16 protein-coding genes are annotated in these 20070 nt (G+C 45.1%); 4 read left to right on the forward strand and 12 right to left on the reverse strand.

The window, feature by feature from the left end; all coding sequences use genetic code 11:
• Positions 1-138: 138 nt before the first annotated feature.
• The 4 genes from AS034_RS12520 to AS034_RS12535 form a co-directional block, all read right to left on the reverse strand.
• Entirely contained in the window at positions 139-1605 is a 1467-nt protein-coding gene (locus tag AS034_RS12520) for a sodium:solute symporter family protein (RefSeq protein WP_058298681.1), read from the reverse strand.
• Positions 1605-1826: a DUF3311 domain-containing protein gene (locus AS034_RS12525; RefSeq protein WP_058298682.1), complete on the reverse strand. Its 222-nt coding sequence runs from the start codon at positions 1824-1826 to the stop codon at positions 1605-1607. Before AS034_RS12525 ends, AS034_RS12520 begins: the two co-directional genes overlap by 1 nt.
• Entirely contained in the window at positions 1823-3433 is a 1611-nt protein-coding gene (locus AS034_RS12530) for an amidohydrolase (RefSeq protein WP_032088338.1), read from the reverse strand. The genes AS034_RS12525 and AS034_RS12530 overlap by 4 nt, the downstream gene beginning before the upstream one ends.
• A 165-nt stretch (positions 3434-3598) precedes the next feature.
• Complete coding sequence (locus tag AS034_RS12535; RefSeq protein ID WP_032088337.1) at positions 3599-4834, reverse strand: Zn-dependent hydrolase; 1236 nt, start codon at positions 4832-4834, stop codon at positions 3599-3601.
• Between the two features lie 519 nt (positions 4835-5353).
• Here AS034_RS12535 and AS034_RS12540 point away from each other — a divergent pair.
• On the forward strand, positions 5354-6076 hold the full coding sequence (locus AS034_RS12540) for a 3-ketoacyl-ACP reductase (protein ID WP_032088336.1): 723 nt from the start codon (positions 5354-5356) through the stop codon (positions 6074-6076).
• A gap of 49 nt (positions 6077-6125) precedes the next feature.
• Here AS034_RS12540 and AS034_RS12545 read toward each other — a convergent pair whose 3' ends face one another.
• A complete protein-coding gene (locus AS034_RS12545; protein ID WP_098151206.1) occupies positions 6126-6890 on the reverse strand; it encodes an aminoglycoside 6-adenylyltransferase in 765 nt (254 codons plus the stop codon).
• A gap of 168 nt (positions 6891-7058) precedes the next feature.
• Between AS034_RS12545 and AS034_RS12550 the strand changes: the two genes are divergently transcribed.
• The gene (locus AS034_RS12550) at positions 7059-7397 is read left to right on the forward strand and encodes a hypothetical protein (RefSeq protein WP_032088334.1); all 339 of its coding nucleotides are present in this window, start codon (positions 7059-7061) and stop codon (positions 7395-7397) included.
• A gap of 45 nt (positions 7398-7442) precedes the next feature.
• On the opposite strand, the gene AS034_RS12555 is transcribed toward AS034_RS12550, so the two are convergent.
• A complete protein-coding gene (locus AS034_RS12555; RefSeq protein WP_058298683.1) occupies positions 7443-9371 on the reverse strand; it encodes an endonuclease MutS2 in 1929 nt (642 codons plus the stop codon).
• A gap of 455 nt (positions 9372-9826) precedes the next feature.
• A complete protein-coding gene (locus tag AS034_RS12560; RefSeq protein WP_058298684.1) occupies positions 9827-11131 on the reverse strand; it encodes a D-serine ammonia-lyase in 1305 nt (434 codons plus the stop codon).
• A 164-nt stretch (positions 11132-11295) separates the two neighbouring features.
• On the opposite strand from AS034_RS12560, the gene AS034_RS12565 reads away from it, so the two are divergent.
• Entirely contained in the window at positions 11296-12006 is a 711-nt protein-coding gene (locus AS034_RS12565; RefSeq protein WP_058298685.1) for a DUF3784 domain-containing protein, read from the forward strand.
• Between the two features lie 102 nt (positions 12007-12108).
• Positions 12109-13191 carry an MBL fold metallo-hydrolase gene (locus AS034_RS12570; protein ID WP_058298686.1) on the forward strand — a complete coding sequence of 361 codons (1083 nt, stop codon included), beginning with the start codon at positions 12109-12111 and terminating at the stop codon, positions 13189-13191.
• A gap of 399 nt (positions 13192-13590) precedes the next feature.
• Here the strand turns inward: AS034_RS12570 and AS034_RS12575 are convergent, their stop codons facing one another.
• From AS034_RS12575 to AS034_RS12595, 5 genes are all read right to left on the reverse strand, one after another.
• Positions 13591-14823 carry a Bcr/CflA family efflux MFS transporter gene (locus AS034_RS12575; protein WP_058298687.1) on the reverse strand — a complete coding sequence of 411 codons (1233 nt, stop codon included), beginning with the start codon at positions 14821-14823 and terminating at the stop codon, positions 13591-13593.
• A 143-nt stretch (positions 14824-14966) separates the two neighbouring features.
• Complete coding sequence (gene helD, locus AS034_RS12580; protein WP_058298688.1) at positions 14967-17300, reverse strand: RNA polymerase recycling motor HelD; 2334 nt, start codon at positions 17298-17300, stop codon at positions 14967-14969.
• Positions 17301-17553: 253 nt separating this feature from the next.
• The gene (locus tag AS034_RS12585) at positions 17554-18342 is read right to left on the reverse strand and encodes an ABC transporter permease subunit (protein WP_244888154.1); all 789 of its coding nucleotides are present in this window, start codon (positions 18340-18342) and stop codon (positions 17554-17556) included.
• 21 nt (positions 18343-18363) lie between these two features.
• Positions 18364-19155, reverse strand: a complete 792-nt coding sequence (locus AS034_RS12590) for an ABC transporter permease subunit (protein ID WP_058298690.1) — start codon at positions 19153-19155, stop codon at positions 18364-18366.
• A gap of 6 nt (positions 19156-19161) precedes the next feature.
• Complete coding sequence (locus AS034_RS12595) at positions 19162-20046, reverse strand: ABC transporter ATP-binding protein (RefSeq protein ID WP_058298691.1); 885 nt, start codon at positions 20044-20046, stop codon at positions 19162-19164.
• Between the last annotated feature and the right edge of the window lie 24 nt (positions 20047-20070).

Consider the following 20070-nt stretch of genomic DNA (forward strand, 5'->3'; position numbering starts at 1 on the left):
CTGCTATTAAAATACCATTACATAAGATGAAAATCTATAAACCTACCAGATTAAATCATGTACGTCTAACAAAAAATAGCAAGCCATCCCCCATTACGGTTTGGCTTGCTATCTTTGTGCGGATCATCCATATCCTATTTATCCAATATTCCGATACTCCTCTGCCATCTCCCCGCTCGTTTGCCGGGTGAGGGCGCTTATCACAACAACAATGACGATATTGCAAATCAAGCCCAGGATGCCGGCATGGATATCAAACGGAGTCGTTTCAGCGATGAGCTGATAATAGTAATTGACAAATGTACCGACGATAAGTCCGGTGATAACGGCAGGTCCAGTTATTTTCTTCGAATAAAGGGCTCCGTATACTCCGGGTGCAAATTGGACGATTGAACCGTACGCACCAAGCAGGAGGGCGATGAGCCCCTGTCCGCCGAACACAGTGATGACGTATGCCAGTCCACCCACTACGAATACCCCTGCTCTCATCAGGAATAGTGTCGTTTTATCCGGAAGGTCAGGCTTCATGTTTTTGATGACTCCATCCGTAAATTCCAGTGATGCGCTGTGAGTGATTGCATCGGCAGTCGACATTGCTGCAGCCAGCGCCCCGGCACCGACAAGGCCGTACACCCAGCCTGGCAGACTGAGTACAGCGGTAATTAAATATGGGAGAATTTCATCAGGTGCCCCTACATCTGCGGGATTCACAACGTTGACTGCAGAAAAGCCGACGAATAACAAAGGGATCAGGAAAAGGGCAAAGATCGGATAGACAAGAACCGTTTTCTTGATTGTACGTGCATTTGACGCATAAGATTTAGAAAAAAGATGCGGCCACATCAAGAATCCGATTAGGGAAACCAGGATCGTTGTTGTGTAGGCCGTACCTGACATCGTCGAACCTTCTTTGCCGATTTCCAGGAATTGAGGATTATCCCGGACGAGGTTTGAAAACATGTCCCCGATACTTCCGTGCATCTGATTGACGATGGCAAGACCGACGACCCAGGAAATGATGATCATAAGCATTCCCTGGAAAACATCAGACCATGCTGCTGCACGGAGGCCTCCCGTAGCGACATAAACGACCACGATGCCATATGCTAGCAGGGCACCCAGCCAGAGTGGAATCCGGCCCTCCGTCATGATATTGAAGATGTACGCCATTCCCTTCATTTGAGTGGCAAGATATTGGATCGAAGCAAGCAGTGCGATGATCCCAATCAAAATCGGCAGCGTTTTCCCTCCATATCTTTTTTTCATGAAACCTGCCACGGTGTAAATATCGAACTTCCGGCCGATTTTTCCGATCTTTGGACCGATGATGTACCACGGAAGAATAGCAAACGCGGTATAAGTCAAAATGTAAAGGGCAGGAGCTCCTTTTGAATAAGCCCAGCCCGGGGCGCCGAGGAAAGAAAATGCGCTGAAAACGGCCCCTCCCATCAAGAACCACATGACAACCAGTCCGAGACCTCCTCCTGCAACTGTAAATTCATCCAGAGAGGTCTTATCATGTCCCCTTCCGGCCATCACTCCAACGATAAGTGCAACCACAAGGTAGCCTATCATCATGATCATTGCAATCTGCCAATCTGCCATCAGTTCGCCTCCTCTTCATCTTTGTCGGGATCGATCCGATAGAGTGCCAGAACGATCAAAAACGTAATGATGATCCACAGAATCACCCAGAACACCGAGAAGGGCAAGCCCATCACCACAGGTGTCGCCCTGTTCCCAAGTGAAAAAAACGGGAAGATTAATAGCAAAAACGGAATTCCCAGAAAAATGCAGTATAAAGTCGTAAATTTACTTTTACTCAAATGACGCCCTCCTTTTTCGCTGCATATTCGATCTTTCCATCTAAAATTGTGAGCTCTACATTTATATCCCGCAGTTTCGAATGATCGCACGTCAGAATCGAATCATTCAATACGACAAGGTCGGCAAGCTTTCCAGGCTCTATGCTGCCTTTCAGGTTTTCTTCGAAACTCGCATATGCACCGTTCCATGTATAGGCCTTGATTGCTTCCTGGACGGTGATGCGCTGTCCTATGCCGATTTCCTTACCCGAATTGGACATTCTTGTGACCGCTGACACTATGCCGTGAATAGGATCTGCCGTTGTGATCGGACTGTCGGAACCAATGGCAAAAGGAATCCCGTATTCTGAAAAACTCCATAAGGGGAACGTGTGGTTGACACGCTCGCCATAATCTCTGACATATCCCTCCCCAAACTCATAAATAAATGCAGGGTTGGGAATCGGAATGATATTCAGGTCTTTCATTTTCACAAGCAGATCAGGCGGCGTCATCCCGGAATGTTCGATACGGTGACGGTGGTCTTGTCTCGGTTCGTGCTCGAGTGCGGACCTGACTGCCTCGATCATCATGTGGACGGCTTCGTCACCGATGGCATGCGCTGTGATCTGCCAGCCTGCCTGATGGGCTTTTCCAAGAGACATATTCAACTCTTCCTGTGTCAAATATAGGATTCCCGAGTCTTTGGGATCACTTGTGTAAGGATCCCTTGTTTTAGCAGTGGGACCGCTGCTGCTGCCATCAATAAAGACCTTGGCAGGACCGATTTTCATCCATTCATCCCCGAGGCCTGTCCTTATTCCGCTCTGAAGACCCATCTCAACCATTCCAGGGGAGTCATGCAGGGAGCCATACAGGGCATAAACTCTTTGTTTGATCCGTTTTGAGGAGACGGCGTTCAAAAGGGAGCGGATGTGGTCCGGCCCGTAGCCTCCGGCATCATGAACACTGGTGATGCCTTTCACTAAAAAATCTTTTGAAGCGAGTTCCAGTCCATGCATAACCTCTTCCTCGGAATAATTTGCAAACAGGAACATATTCATGTGAGCAGATTCCAGAAGCAGTCCCGTCAATTCTCCAGCCTTGCGTTCGTATTTCCCGCCTGGAGGATCTTCCGTCCGAGAATGTATCCCTGCCAGTTCGAGTGCTTTACTATTTACACAGGAAATATGCCCGCACGTCCGGACAACGATGATTGGATGCTCCGTTGATACCTCATCGAGATCCCAGCGGGTGGGATGCCGTCCTTCAGCATAATGATTCTGATTATAGCCCCATCCACGGATCCATTCTCCTTCCGGGGTGGTTTTCGCTTTTTCCTTCAACCTTTCAATTAATTCGCTAATGCTGTCAGCTGTCTTTCCATTCACTCCCAGCCTGTTTGTCCCATAAAGCTCGAGGTGGGCATGGGCATCTATAAATCCCGGTAGAATACTTCTGCCCGCTAAATCTATGATGTCAGTATCTTCACCCTTAAGGGCAAGGATTTCTTCATTCGTTCCCACCGCGATAATCTTGTTATCCTTTACGGCCACGGCTTCCATTACAGAAAACACCGAATCTACCGTAACCACTTCCCCATTAATAAAAAGCATCGTCGCGCTCACATCAACACCTCCTGATATATTCGCATCCGGGTCATGGGGACAGGTACACTGACTCATATCTTAGAGATGTTACTCCATCAATAACCAACAGTCTTTCCTCACAAGTCCTTTGACCAGGACTTCCTTGTTCAGTAGAAGCGGGTCAAGGCACCAGTCCCCCCAGGCTCACCCTTGAGCGATTCGCAATGCGGTTTTATATAACAGTTGAACCCCTTTTTCTATGTCATCCATTTCTGCGAATTCAAGCGGATTATGGCTGATCCCTTTTTCGCAGCGGACGAAGATCATCCCGTAGTCAGAGATATAGGACATAATCAATGCATCATGGAAAGGCCCGCTCATCAAAGTTGGTGAATCCAGCCCTAGCTTTCCGTCTTCTTCTTTCATGATGGCTTTGATCCAGTCGGCACAATATCTAGGCTCACTGCGGGTATCTTCTTTAATGTCAACTTTCAGCTTGTATTCAGCTGCAGATTCTTCAATAATTTTATACAGTTTTTCTTCCAGCCTTGTCCGGGCTTCGAGATCGATATCCCTTAAGTCGACTGTGAATTCAACCTTTTCGGCAATAATGTTTCTTGAATTCGGGAATACCTGCATACTGCCCACTGTCCCGACTGTTGTATCAGTGCCTTCTGTTTTTACAAGCCTGTCAAACTTTGTAATGATATCGGATGCTCCGAGAAGCGCATCCTGCCTCATTTTCATCGGAACCGAACCTGCGTGGCCGGCGAACCCTTCGAGGGTGACCGTCAGCCAGATAGGACCTGAGATCCCGGAAACGATTCCGACTGGTTTATTTACATTCTCAAGGACAGGGCCTTGTTCGATATGCAGCTCCAGAAAAGCGGCAATATCCCCTTTTTGGTAGACCGGACTCTTGCTAAGATCCGGCTCGACACCAAACTCCTTCAGAGCTTCCCTTCTTGTCATCCCCTGCTTATCCTTTCGTTCCAATTCACCTTCTTCAATCATTCCTGCCAATCCCCGGACTCCAAAGATCCCCTTGTTAAAACGACTCCCTTCCTCATCCGAGAAACAGATCACTTCTATTGTGCGTGCCGGTGTGATTCCATTCTCTTTCATGCTATGTACGACTTCAATCGCCCCGAGTGCACCTGCTGTCCCGTCAAATCTTCCCCCGTATGGCTGGGAATCTATATGAGAACCAAGAATGAGAATCGGAAGTTCGGGTTCAGATCCCTCCAGCCGGCCTATCAAGTTTCCAAAGCCATCGATTCTTGCAGTCAATCCCGCATCTTCCATCCAGCCCTTTACTATTTCCACTGCCTGGCGGTCTTCTTTTGAATGAGCCAGACGGCAGACACCGGTTTCTCCGATCTTTCCAATTTCGGCGAGTTCCTCCAGGTGCTGCTTTAATCTTTCCCTATTGATGGACATAGTGTTAACACCCCTAAATTTATAATTTGATGGTTAATAAACTAATTACTTCAATGCCTTTTGCTGCCATTATTAGTGCTTGATTCTGCCTAACCCCAACTCAACTACTGACGAGTGGTTACCATCATTGTAGTTTGAAAAATCATATGATTCATTAGACACTCTGTCCATGATGTGATGAAATAGACTTACAATACGTAAAATAGATGGAACATTCAGAAAATAAAAGACAAATTCTGGCTTTTAGCCCCCTTCCCCTTAGAATAGAATGATCCTTTGAATCTTTAGGTTCGTGAAGCGGCGGAAATAGTCCTGCTAAATTGACGAAAATGGACCCTTTTACATATTACGGATTGTTGAAGGATTATTATCGCGGTTTAGCAAAGATTTCAAATGTCAAAATTTTTTTGTAAGACAGAACTTCAGGAAAGCATCGTGTTATCAAGTTGGATTATTTGCTTATCCACTATCTGCCCCGTAGACTTATACCTGATACTTAAGCTGAAAGGGGTAACCAGGATGGCACAAATGATTCAAGGCAAGATTGCGTATATTACAGGAGCCGGACGAGGCATCGGGAAAGCGACGGCATTGGAACTTGCAAGAGAGGGAGTCCATGTAGGATTGATTGCCCGAACCGAAAGCGCTTTGAAACAAGTCGCGGAAGAAGCGAGAGCACTGGGTGTAAAGGCCAGTGTGGCTGCGGCGGATATATCTGAAATGGATCAGGTGGAAAAGGCAGTTGCGTCGCTCCAGGATGAATTGGGTTCCGCGGATATCCTCATCAACAACGCCGGTATCGGCACGTACGGGGATTTTTTAGAAATCGATCCGGAAGATTGGAAAAGGACGTTTGAAGTGAATGTGTTTGGGACTTATTATGTCACGCGCGCCGTCCTGCCTCAACTGATAGAAAAGAACCGTGGGGATATCATCAATATATCGTCAAGCAGCGGTTTGAAAGGCACCGCCGGCAGCACAGCCTACAGCGGATCGAAATTTGCGGTCCAGGGAATGACCGAGGCCTTGATGCAGGAAGTACGTAAGCATAACATTCGTGTGATGACATTGAACCCAAGTCTTGTCGCCACAGACCTTACGTTCGGGGATGAACTGGATGAAGCGGATACGGAAAAGTATATGCAGCCCGAAGATCTGGCCGAACATATGGTAGCGCAGCTGAAACTGCATCCGCGTATTTTTATCAAGCAGTCACTGCAATGGGCAACGAATCCATTTTAATGATATTTTTCGCTAAGACACACCGCCGATTTTTTGGCGGTGTGTTTTCTTATAGGAGGATACTGTTGAGTCTTTCGTCCAATCTATGTTTCTTGCTTCGGCATATTGTGTCCATAAATAAATCTTGTAATCTTTGAGCTGCTTTTTGTAATTGCTCCTCTGTGACCTGCCCTGGGTAAGTACTGAGATATTCACTTATAAATTCCGTCTGGAGTGTCTCGAACGCCTTGAACTGATGGAGCTTCTTGCCTTCGATCAAAGTTTGGAGCTGCAGGGTATGTTCCCTCATTGTTTCGAGCATTTTCAAGGCATAAATCATATTGCTGCGCTTCAGTTCTGTCTGGAATTTCCTCATACTGTACATAAAATCAAATGCGATATCATCACTGAACGCATAGTCAGATTGTTCAAATTGTTTCTGGGCATCTTTCATTCTTGCAGATATATTACCAGTTTTATCTACTACTACCTTCCATAGTGGTGATTTAACACTCAATAATTCCCTGGGAAGGACGGAAACATTAAATTCCAGTCCATTCTTCAAAAAAGCGATGATCAGGTAAATATTCTTTCTTAACTGTAATATTTTTATGTAAACAGAATTGATAGTCATAAAATGCTTTTGCAAGAAAGACATTGCTTCCCCCAGATCGGCAACTGACGGAGCCGCCACCATCAAATCAATATCCGACAGTTCATCCTTATACCCTGCCACCCCTGATCCAAGCTGGACGACTCCTTCGATATTTTCAGATAGTTCCAGAGTGCGGATGGTCCTTGTAAAATACTGTTCTCTTTCTTTTGGCGTATACATCAAACTTCCCTGCCTTCTTTTTCATTGGATGTATTATAAAGTGATTATACCAAATATTTCTTTATTCATAGATTCTTTTACTTACATATTTGAACGGCTGAAGAAATCAGCATGTATGAAGACAAGTAGGAATATTAATGACTATACCGTTAATGGAAGGGGATAAGGATGAAGAAACTGGCATTATGTGTTCTTACGATGTTGATAATGAGTGCCTGCAGTATCGGTAAAGAGGAAAAATACGAGTTATGCGGGTATGGACCAATGATGGTGGTTGAAGGAAAAGAATACTTAAGAATTGATACGAAAAAAAGGGTGATCCTTGGGGATGAACTTGGAAAGATCAAGAAACAGATAAATGAGGAATATCATCCGGTAGACAACTTTTCATCAAACACACTAGCAAAAGGATCCAGTATTTTCAGGGTAAAGGGTCAAGATCAATATCTCGTTGCTAAAACAAAGGATGAGAAATATATATTATTTCAATTGTTGGATAAGGAATAAGAAGTACCGGGTCAGGGGTTCATCCCCGCCCGGTACTTCTTATTCTTATTCCCTATCTATCGTCAATCCTTCCACAAACTTTTTTCCCATCAGTTTATCTTTCTTCCGATTGTCTTTACTTTCGAAAATGATGTCAAAATCATAGTCTTCCGGGTACAGTTCTGCAGCTGAAATATAAAGGGATAACCGTTTATGCGGAATTTCATGTTTTTCATCCTTGATTTGTACAATGCAGCGTCCCTTGTCGTCCGGTCCTTTGTAAATGATGCCGAAATCTCCGCCTGGTGATACTTTTACATTATCCCCTTTTGAAAACTGCTGAACCGACGGCTTGACTTGTGCCTTATTCCTGCGATCTCTTCTTTTATGCTTGTTCACGATGATTTGTTTTTCCATTTCTTTCTTTGCATGAATATCCTGTTCATCATTGCTGTACACTTTGGTTTCCCGGTAGGTAATATTATGCGCTTTTTCAATGATGGAAGGATGCATGCCGAGCTTCAGGGCAATGGAGAACGCCTGGCTCTCCCCTCCTTTTCCAACGATGAGCCTGTAAGTCGGTCTAAGTGTTTCAATGTTGAATTCCATGCTCCCGTTTATGAAACCCTCGTGTTCTTCAGCGAAATGCTTGATTTCACTGTAATGAGTGGTCGCGAGCAGGGTCGCTCCCTTTTCATATAATTGATCGAGGATCGCAGTCGCCAGCCCCATACCTTCCTGTGGATCCGTACCTGAACCGAGTTCATCAAGCAGCACAAGGGTACGGTCATTCGTTTCCATTAGAATTTCGATGATGTTTTTTAAGTGAGAGCTGAAAGTACTCAAGTTCTGCTCAAGACTTTGCCCGTCGCCGATATCAAGCAAGATTTTATCAAAAATACTGATTTCACTGCCCTTATCGGCAGGGATATGAAGACCGCACTGAGTCATAAGGGTGAGCAGTCCAACGGTCTTAATGGCGACGGTCTTCCCTCCCGTATTCGGTCCGGTGATCACCAAAGCATGATACGAGTCCCCCATCTCTATGGTCAGTGGCACCGCCCCTTTACCAAGCAGAGGATGGACTGCATTCTTCAAGCCAATGTAATGATGCTCGTTGACCGCCGCACTCACTCCGTCAATTGCGCGGCTGTATTTAGCCTTGGCAAAAAGGACATCATAATGAACCATCGTTTCGATGGCCAGCTTGAGCTGCTGTTCATATGTCTGTATCAGCCCTGTCAGTGCCCAAAGGATGTTCTCGATTTCCTGTTCTTCCTGAAGTTTATACAGAAGAAGCTGATCCTGCTGCACGCTCAATTCCTCTGGTTCGATATAGAGCGTCGAGCCTGATGCAGATGAATCCAGCACCGACCCTTTCACCTTTCCTCTGTATTCCTTCTTTACGGGAATCACATACCTGCCATTCCGCTGGCTCACGATAGCTTCCTGCAGCAGTGATCTGTATTTGGCCGACTTAACGATTGATTGGACTTTGTCCTTCAGCCTTTCCTCTTGAATGGCGAGCTGTTTCCGTATCCGCAGCAGCTCCCTGCTCGCATAATCATCCACCCTGCCGTTTCGGATGCAGCGATTGATTTCATCTGCGACTTCCGGTATGTCTTCAATGGAGTAAACATATGCAGACACCCTGGGAGCAAGGAATTGCTTATCGGCCATATATTTCTTTAACTTTTTGCATGTATCAAGGAAGATATACAGTTTTGTTAATCCATCAGGTCTTAAAGGAACACCTTTATTCAGGCTGGCCATGATTTTCTCCACTCCATCCATGCCATGGATCGGTACACTAGCACTTTTTTCAAGTATCCTTACCGCTTCGGTCACCTCCTCCAGCCGCATTTCGATCTGTCGTTTATTGACAGACGGCATCATATTCAACAATACTGCTTTTCCTTCTTCTGTCAGGGCGAAGTTCGACAGCTCCTGTTTCACTTTGTGAAATTCCAATGTTTGAAATGTTCGTTCGTTCAATGTTTTCTCCTCCAATAAATAAAAAATAGACCACAACAGACAGAACAATGTCCATTGTGGTCTTCACGACTTGTATACAAAGGGCCTATTTTGGAGAGCGCTAAAAAAAGCGCCCCACGTACTTCTGCACACAAAAAGAGCTGTGCACAAAAGACACAGCTCTCCTAAAATAAGGGATGTACAGGCTATGACCATTGTTCTTAACTACATTTTGCAGGCACAGTTAAATAAGCGTACATTCCACCCTTTTTTATGAAAGAGTGGAAGCCGGCAAAATGTCCGTATTCATTTCACGGTTAGTTAAGAACGACACCTAACATATTACATACTCCCTTTACTATACAAAGATTAAATTTACATCATCATTATATGCCGGAGTCCATTTATTGTCAATAATCGTTCCCCCAGCATCAGGTTTCATTAAACTTTCACGGCGGTAGATAGTTATGTCCCGGTTAGAGCAGTCTCCTGCCTTTAGCGATATAACCATTCATGATGGATGGCGGGACCAGGTTCCCTCCTGTTGCCCATACAAGATGTGTAGCCCGGGATAACTGTTTTTGCGTAAGTGAGAGCGACTCAAGGTGCGGCCTGAGCCGGGACTGCACCGGACCAAGCATGCCTGCCAGGGCGGATGGTTCAAGGGAAATGGACTCCGAGTCATATAATAGAGCCAGCATTTTATTAAGGTTCTCATCGCTTACGGTGTAAACACCGTTCAGCATCTTTTCCACCATTCTGCCGGCAAGTGCAGACGGGCGGCCGACTGCAAGTCCGTCAGCTTCTGTCATATTGCTAAGACCAATGTCCTGTACAGCGATCTCTTCATGTTTACCGGTCGAGAGACCAAGGAGCATGCATGGTGAATTCACCGGCTCAGCAAAATAGCAGTGAACATCGTCCCCGAATACATGTTTCAAGCCGTACGTTACTCCCCCTGGCCCCCCGCCGACTCCGCATGGCAGGTAGACAATCAGAGGATGCTCTTTATCTATTTCAATATCCTCTTGTTTGAATTGCTTTTGCAGTCTCAATGCTGCCACCGCATATCCCATGAACAAATCCCGCGAATTTTCATCATCTATAAAATAACATGACGGATCTTTCGAACACTGATTCCTGCCCTGTTCGACAGCATGAGAAAAATCGTTTTCGTGTTCTACGACGTTGACACCTTTTTCTCTTAGAAGGTCTTTTTTCCATTGCTTTGCATCCTGCGACATATGGACGGTGACTTTGAAACCAAGAGCTGCACCCATCATGCCGATACTGAGGGCAAGATTCCCTGTCGAGCCTACTGCTATCGAGTATTGAGAAAAAAATTCTCTGAAGGATTCCCCTGTCATTTTTGAGTAATCTTCCGTCTCGTGAATCAGTCCGTTTTCCAATGCCAGTGTTTCAGCAAGCTTCAATACTTCATAAATGCCGCCGCGTGCCTTGATCGATCCCGCTATCGGCAGCTCGTTGTCGCACTTTAACATCAGTTTCCCTGGAATAGTTGTGTGATAATGTGTTTGCAGCCTCTGCTGCATTCCAGAAAGATTAATAATGGGTGACTCGATAATGCCATCAGTGTTTCTGGTTTCCGGAAATACTTCTTTTATGTACGGGGCAAATCTTGCAAGCCTTTGTTCTGCTTCTACTATGTCCTCTGACTCTGATCGCTTGAATGATGAGAGCTTTGGATTTGGCCAAAACACTTCAGTCTGCTGCTGTAATTCTGATAGCAGTTCCTGATCAATGATAATTCGGTTGTTCACTTGTGATCTCCCCCTTTTTAAATATGACTCAGTATCTATAACGTACCATATTTCATTCTTATCCGCTCAAACATACTTCAGTATAAAATAACATAACTTGAAACCATTTATATTACATCTTCGTATTAATTAATAAAGATATCATTCACATTGGAGGAATGGACATGATGCTCCTTATTGGCATTCAATTGTTTATCATTGCCCTATTTTCGGTACTTGGATGGGCAATACGATATAAAAAGGTATATGAATTGATTTCAGGATTTGCCGGCAGGTCCGAGGAAGAAAAAGCAGAACTGATCAGGAATGGGTACCCCCAGAAGAACGGCACGCTGCTGCTTTTAACTGCCACGGGAATGCTCTTACTTCTTCCATTGTCTTTCACTTCCTTCACTTTTACAATGGAGGTTCAATTCGGCTTCATGCTGATATTCCTGATGGGCGGGATGATCTATCTTTCAAGATATGAGGTACCACGCAAACGTAAGCGAAGCTACTGGATCAGTTCTATCCTAATGATCGCTGTGTTTGCATTAATCGGCGGTCTCACTTTCATCGGTTACCAAAAAAATGAATTGATTGTATCCAATGATTCTTTCAAGATTACGGGCATGTATGGTGATACGTGGGATAAGGACAAAATCGAAACGGTCAAACTGCTCGATGAGATGCCGGAAGTCACATGGAAAATTAACGGATTTGGGCTTTCAACGAAGGCTAAGGGCGTATTCAAGGTCAAAGATTACGGAAGAAGCCTGTTATTCATCAAAAAAGAATCTCCTTATATATATGTGAAAGTGGAAGGTCAACATCTATTCATTAATGGCGGATCGCCCGAGGAAACAAGGTTGTGGTATGAAGAACTTACGGATTAAGACCTATTAACTCATATTAATTCATATTGATGCATTCCCATTTTGGACACGGTAATGATAATTTGAGATAGTAAAGTTACTAAATCAAAAGGGGATACCTGAATGATCACTCTTTTTTTCATATGCGTGTTGGTACTGTTCATTTATCTACTGTTCAAACTGCACCCCGCTTTCGGCCGGAAACCCGCTAAAAACAGGGTGGAATTTTCACCGCAATTTTCTAATGGCTCATTTAAAAATACAATCCCAACTTCAATGAATACGGACTTGAAATCTTCATTGACCATGATCCGGGATGTGGTGAGGAAAAATGAGGACTTGAAGCCCGGGGACAGCCTTCCAAACATAAATTTCCCTATGTTGGACCACCCTTCCAATAAAACGAATGTGACATGGTTCGGACATTCTGCATGTATGATCGACATTGATGGAAAGCTGATCCTACTTGATCCGATGTTCGGTGACAGCCCTTCCCCTTTCCTCGGATTAGGAGGTAAAAGATTCAGCCGGGGATTACCTTTTTCAATAAAAGATCTACCGGTAATCGACGCTGTTCTATTCTCACACGATCATTATGATCATCTGGATTACGGGACCATTCAAAAGCTGCGGGCTAAAGTCCGGCATTATTTCGTTCCGATCGGGGTGGGAAGTCACCTTGAACGGTGGGGCATCGACCCGGACAGCGTCACCGAACTTGACTGGTGGAGTGAAGTGGAATTTCAGGGGCTCACATTGGCTGCTGCGCCTGCAAGACATTTTTCCGGAAGGAGTCTGCATGACAGGAACAGCACATTATGGAGTTCCTGGATCATTAAAGGAAGTGAATCAACCATCTTTTTCAGCGGAGACAGCGGATACGGTCCCCATTTCAGGGAGATAGGCGAGCGGTTTGGGCCATTTGATCTGACCTTGATGGAATGCGGTCAATACGATCACAGATGGGCTGGCATTCACATGGTTCCTGAAGAAACCATCCAGGCCCATAAAGATGTAAAAGGCAAGCTGCTTCTCCCAATCCACTGGGGGGCCTTCACTCTATCATTCCATGACTGGACAGACCCGATTGAGCGTGTGACAAAAGCCGGTCAGAAAGAAGGAGTGCAAATTCTTACTCCGATGATTGGTGAAACGGTCGTTTTGAATGGAGGGCCTTACCCCGTAGAGAAATGGTGGGAGGAATAGGCGTCAGGTTGATAGGTAAAAAACCCCAGATCCGTTTGGTTCTGGGGTTTTCTACTGTCTAAGCTGTTAGTCTCTTCTGTGCTGATCGGCGGCCGGACCTGAGCATCTGCACTACATTAGAATTATTATTAAAGGATCATAAAATCGAAAAATGGAACGTATTTTTGGAAATTGGATCATAAATCCTGCAAATGGAACGTATTTTCGTAAAATGGATCATAAATCTGGAAAATGGAACGTAACTCTCGCACACTTCATAAAAATACGTTTCAATGGCCCTCTTAAATCCAGACTTTCCTCTAAAATAATCTTAAATGAGATTCACATTTGATCCTTTTACCACAAATCATTTAATATTCCACCGACAAACACACCCAATCGGCAGCTTTAGACCAAAAGTTACCGGGACGCGGTTCCTGTCCCCCCGTCCCGCTTCGCTTCACGTTTCCCGGTGAGTGTAAAGAACGCGATTGAACCAAGGAGAGATGTCGAGAAAAGCACTGCCCCCATCGGTACAGCGGTAGTTTCATCAATGCCGACAAGCGGTGCTACGAGGGATCCGATGACAAGCGGGAGCATGCCAAGCATGGCGCTTGCGCTTCCGGCACGATGTCCCTGTTTTTCCATGGCGAGAGTGAAAGTACTTGTCAAAATCATGCCCATTGAAGTCATATAAATAAAGATCGGAATGACCAGTGTGGCCAGCGGCCCCTGGATGATCGTGGCGATCAGTAGGATGGTTGTCGCGCTTACTGCTGTAATCACGGCGATCCGGAGCAGGTTTCTCTCGGGCACGAAATCGCTGAATTTACCGATCATGAAACTGCCCGAAATGATGGCAAGACCATTGATGCCAAATAGAATGCTGAAGGCTTGAGGAGATACTTCATAAATCCCCTGATACACAAACGGTGTGCCGGCAACATAGGCAAAGCTTCCGCCGTGAATGAGTCCGATCGTGAGCACGTAACCGATAAAGGACCTATCCGTCATCAAGCTCCCCATCGTTTTAAGCGAAGCGCCGATAGAGCTCGGAATCCTTTTTTCAGCCGGCAGGGTCTCCTTCAGCTTCAATGCAATCGTTGCGACGATCACAAATCCTACTAGTCCAAGAAAATAGAAGATCGTATGCCACGAAGCAAACGGCAGCAACAGGATCGCTCCTCCTGTAATCGGAGCGATCATTGGTGCTGTTGCATTAATCACCATTAACAACGCGAAGAATTTAGTCAATTCCCTCCCGCTGAACACATCCCGTACCACCGCACGTGAAAGGACGATCCCCGCTGAAGCAGTGAAGCCCTGGATGAAACGTGCGGCAATAAGAACGACAATATTCGGTGAAAGTGCACACAGAATGGACGATAATGCGAATAAAAAAATAGAGATTAATAGAGGCTTTCTTCTACCCTGGGCATCACTGACAGGCCCGATGACAATCTGCCCTGCAGCCAGCCCGATCAGGCATGCAGTCAGGCTGAGCTGCACCATGGAGGCACTGGCATGCAAGTCAGCCGCTATTCCCGGAAAGCTCGGCAGATACATATCAATATTCAAAGGACCCAGGATGCCGAGCATACCCAGAAGGAATGCGAGCCCGATCCGTTCTTTTCCTGTTGGTTGTGGATTCATGATTAAACACCTTTCCGTCTGCTTGTAACTAAATCTTTGTTGATTCTAGCAGAGGAACGATCGGTTTACAATGAATTTTACTCATAAAAATAGGAGAAGGCACGCTCCCCGTCAGTCCGGGACGTGCCTTCGATTTGTTTACTCTATTCTATGAGCTTGTAATCGGTATTATTTTCAATAAAAGGAGTCGGTTCACCAACGCTAAACATATGAAGTTCATGCATCGCCCTGGTACAAGCGGTATAAAATAAGCGGCGCAGGCTCTCGTCTCCGTACTGACGGGATGAGGCATCGTAAATGATCACGGCATCAAATTCGATTCCTTTGGCTAAGTAGGTCGGGATCACAACCACCCCCTGTTCGTATTGGAGTGCACCGGCCTTCATGATTTTTAAATCTTTTACACCAGTAAGGCCGGAATACGCATTTTCGCTTTCAGCAGCTGATTTACATATGACCGCAATAGAATGGTACCCACTTTTTTTAAGCTCCTCGATCGTCCGTTCAATATGTTGATGAAGCACGCTCCGATTCTCCACTTTGGTCAAAGAAGGAGTTTCACCCTCCCGTTCAAAAGCCTCGATTTCACGATCAGGCGGTACCAGTCCGCGGGTGAATTCAATTATGGGCTTAGTGGATCTATAGCTTTGCGTCAATAAAATCGTGTCTGTTTCCCCTTCCCCGTAAAGGCTCAGCAAGGTTTCGAAATTTACATGTTCCCTTGCGTGGGCAAAGATCGCCTGGTTAAAATCCCCGAGTACGGTCATTTTCGCCGCAGGAAAAAGCCTTTTAAGGAACTCAAATTGAAATGGAGAGTAGTCCTGGGCTTCGTCAATGATTACATGCTTGATCGAAGTATTCATTTGAAAGCCAAGGATCAATTCCTTTAACAGGAGATAGGGGGTTGCATCTTCGTAGTTCAATTTTCCTTGTGAAAGCATCTCCGCTGTGAAGCGGCTCATGTCATCCCAATCTTCCGGAAGGGCATCCTCCGTCAAGGGTTCTATGATTGATGGATTTGTGAATAGTTGTTTGTATATTGCTTTTGTATCAATAAATTGGAGATTTTCTATCTTTCTTCGCAGTCCCCTGAATCTCTTTCTGACGATCATCCGGGTCAGTGCTTCTTTCTCCTCGTCATAGTTTCTGAATGACCCTTCTTTCGGATCGTTTTTTCTGTTTAGATATTTGAACGCTTTTTGATATTCCTCTTTACTCAGCAGTTCGATTTTTTCTTCCACCCACGGCTTCGTCCGTTCCCGCTTCTCTGCTGCTTTCAGCTGGTCTTTCAGCCAATCGGTCAGCAACTCGATCCGATTGTGGAATTTAATGGTTGGTTCATAAGAATAAAAGCGTTCCGAGATCTGTTCACTAGTGACGATTGATTCACCTCTGAACCTGATTCCCTTGAATATCATACCGGCCTTTTCGAGGGAGTGCCTGTAGGATTTAATCAATTCGAAGAATTGGTTTGATGCTTTGAACATAATAGCATTTGTCCGGACATTGTATTTGTCGTCTTCTTTATGAAGCAGTACATATTCAAGCTGTTGATATGGATCTTCCACATCAAATTCATCACTGAGACGGTGGTTCAGATAATCCTGGAACGTCACCTGTTCCATATTTTCCTCACCTAGTTCCGGCAGTACATTGGACACATAGCTGCTGAACATGGCATTCGGGGAGAACAGGATAATTTGATCTGCATGCAGGTTATTCCGGTATTTATAGAGCAAATAGGCTATTCTTTGAAGGGCTGCAGAAGTTTTGCCGCTGCCTGCTGCTCCGTGGACAATGAGCAGCCTCCCGCTGTCATGCCTGATGATCTGGTTTTGTTTTTGCTGGATGGTGGCGACGATGTTATGCATATAGTTGTCGGTCCTCTTCCCGAGCACCTGCTGCAGGACTTCATCCCCGATTGTGAGGCTCGTATCGAACATGGATTCCAATGTCCCGTCTTTTATGATATATTGCCACTTTTTCATCAATTCCCCTTCTATCGTGCCGCCAGGTGTTTCGAATTCTGCAGGTCCTGGGGGATAATCGTAGTACACACTTGAAATAGGGGCACGCCAATCATAAACAAGAAAATCCTCTCCTGTTTTGTCAGTCAGCGACCCTATTCCAATATATATATCCTCATTGGACGTTTCCCCTTCTTCATGAAAATCAATGCGGCCGAAATATGGTTTTTCCTTCATTCGACGGAGGGATGACAGTTTTTTCACCGCCTGCCTGTGCGTACTTTGACTAACAGTCAGGACTTGTGCCTGCTGCCTCAAACTTAACACTGTCTCAAGAAAATCATCGAATGTATCCGTATTGATCTTCACTTCATCCCAGAAGTTCCTGCGGATTTCTACGACTTCATCCTGACGCCGGCCGGTATCATTTTCGAGGATTTTTATCTGTTCATCAATGATTTCAATTACACGTTTGACGCGGTCTTGTTCCTGGCGCATTTGAGGATTCATTTAAGCACTCCTTTTTTTAAAACTATAAGGTTGACACAACAAGCTCGTATGTTATATAATTATTATTGAGGAAGTGTGCTAATCACCCCTTTTATAAAAGCGTTTCTGTTTTATTCTATTACACTTACAATGGATTATCAATAGTTAATTTTCAACTGCCTTTCGTGTGGGTTATTCCATCGCCTGGCAGTTTTTTATAGTAAAAAAACAGGCAAACCCGAGTTTGCCTGTTTTGACGTCCATTCACCTACCTCTAAACCTTTAAATCACGCTTCTTATAGAACCAGAATGTCGCAGTGCCGAATAGTATGGTCAACAGGGCAGACAGAATGACATAAGCAGGTTCCAGACCGCCGTCTAAAATGTTTCTGGCTTCAAAATATTTAAACGGAGTTAGGAATTTCAACGCCTCCAGCTTTTCACTTAAATCAATCGCAAATGACAAGAAAAAAGCGGCAAGCAGAATACCGGTTGCAATGACTGAAGCTTTACCGGGCCGTTTACTCACGGCAGCTACAACAGTTCCTGTAACTATGAACAGCAGTTGAAGAATCAGCATCCCCAGCATCAGCCTTCCGATGCTGCCTGTTACGTTTTCTCCTTCGCTGTAATGTCCTGCGATCAAGATGGAAACTCCCCATGTTACAAGTGTCAGGATCAGCACATTTGTCGCTGCCGCCAGCATCTTCACTGCTACTACCTTCCTCCGGGTCACCGGCTTCACAAATAAAAATTCCACTGTCTTATCCCTTTCTTCTTTAGAAAGGATCGTTGCGCCAAGCATCGCTGCATGAATCGTTGCCATGAGGATGATGTAAAGGAACAGCAAACCATAGTATCCGATTGCCGTTGATAGATCCAAACCGCCTCCGCCCATAAAGGATTGCATGGCTTTCGGCATGCTTTCCATCAAGTCATTCATCGACTGGCCTGAAGAAGTGAAAGCACCAAATTCACTCATCCCTGCGGCAATAAGCGCCGACATACCGATGCACCAGATGATCAACGATTTACGGTGCGCTTTCATTTCTCTCCAATACATATTCACGAACAACACCTCCTTCTATACCGTATGAATATCCTTTTTCTTATACACGATGAAGCTGATAATAAAACAAAGCAGGATGATAGCCCCGCCTACGATCATGAACTCCCACTCATAGGTCTCTTCTCTCATCACATACGCATAATCAATATACTTGAATGGAGACAGATAACGGCCTGTTTCCTCCAAGCCGGCAACCATGCCCAATACGAAGAACCCAAACACTACACCAAGTGAAACGCTGACAACGGATTTTATTTTTGGAAAAAGAACTGCCAGCACCGTACCTAATGCAAACATGATCATACTGATGACGAAGAGGCTCAGAGAGATTAATAGAAAAGCAGTCAAACTAAACTCTTCATTCGCTACCAGATTGGCAATCGCCACTGCTGCTGCAACATACACGATGTTCGTAATTGCAAGACTGGTTAACGCCGCGAGTAATTTCGAAACCAACACCTTTGAACGTGTCACTGGCTTAGTTAACAGAAAATCCGCGGTTTTTTCTCGTATTTCTTTAGAAGCAATCGATATTCCTAGGGTCATTGCCTGAATGGCCCCGCAAAGCGCTATATAAAGGAATGTATATGAATAGTACCCATTGACGGACCCGATGGTCTCAACCTGGAGCCCCAAAGCTTTCCGTACACCTTCCGGAAAACCTTCCAGCGCCTTCTTGAATTCGTCGATTTCCTTTGCGATCGGCGGGAACATCGACATGAACAAAAGTGCGAGCCCCACAAGCGCAAGTGTCCACATAATCGTATTCTTACGGTACGCCTTCAGTTCATACAGATATATATTCATGGAGGATCACGCCTCCTTCTCATAATAATGCATGAAGATTTCTTCCAGATCAGGCTCTTCAATCCACAGATTGTCAATGTCGATTTCAGCGATTTTCTTCATCACTTCATTAATGTCGCCCCTGAACAAGAAGCTGATATGGTGACCGTTTGTCTCAAGATTATTCACACCCGGCATGTCAAAATGGGATGACTCCACTTCGTTTTTCACTTCGATTTTAAACTTCTTATGATTGTTTTCCTTGAGTGTGCTGATTTTTTCAACCTGGACAATTTCACCTTCTTTAATGATTGCCACCCTGTCGCACATGCGCTGCACTTCACTGAGGATGTGTGAGGAAAAAAGAATAGTCGCTCCTTTTCGGTTTTCTTCTTTCAATAGATCAAAGAAAGTCTGCTGCATGAGCGGGTCGAGTCCTGATGTGGGTTCGTCAAGGATGATCAGCTTAGGTTCATGAAGCAGTCCCTGGATGATGCCGACCTTCTTTTTATTACCCAGTGAAAGGTCATCGATTTTTTTTGTGAGATCAAGATCAAGTTTGGATGCCAGCTCATTGATTCGGGCGCTGCAATCTTTCTTGTAAAAACTCGCGGAATATTTCAGCAGGTCCATCACCTTCATATTGTCATAGTAGAAAACTTCTGAAGGCAGATAACCAACATCTTTTGCAATTTCCGGGGCATGCTCAACACAGTCCTTCCCAAATATGGCTGCCCTCCCGCCTGTCGGCTTGATCAAGGAAAGAAGGGTTCTGATGGTAGTGGACTTGCCCGCCCCATTTGGACCGATGAATCCAAAGATTTCACCTTCCTCCACATTGAAGCTGATATTGTTTATCCCCCTCGATGAGCCATATGTTTTTGTCAGCCCATTGATTTCAATTACATTCATGCCTGCCGCCTCCCTGTTCCTTAA

Origin of the sequence: [Bacillus] enclensis (assembly GCF_001456935.1) — a bacterium.
Lineage (GTDB): Bacteria > Bacillota > Bacilli > Bacillales > Bacillaceae_B > Rossellomorea > Rossellomorea enclensis.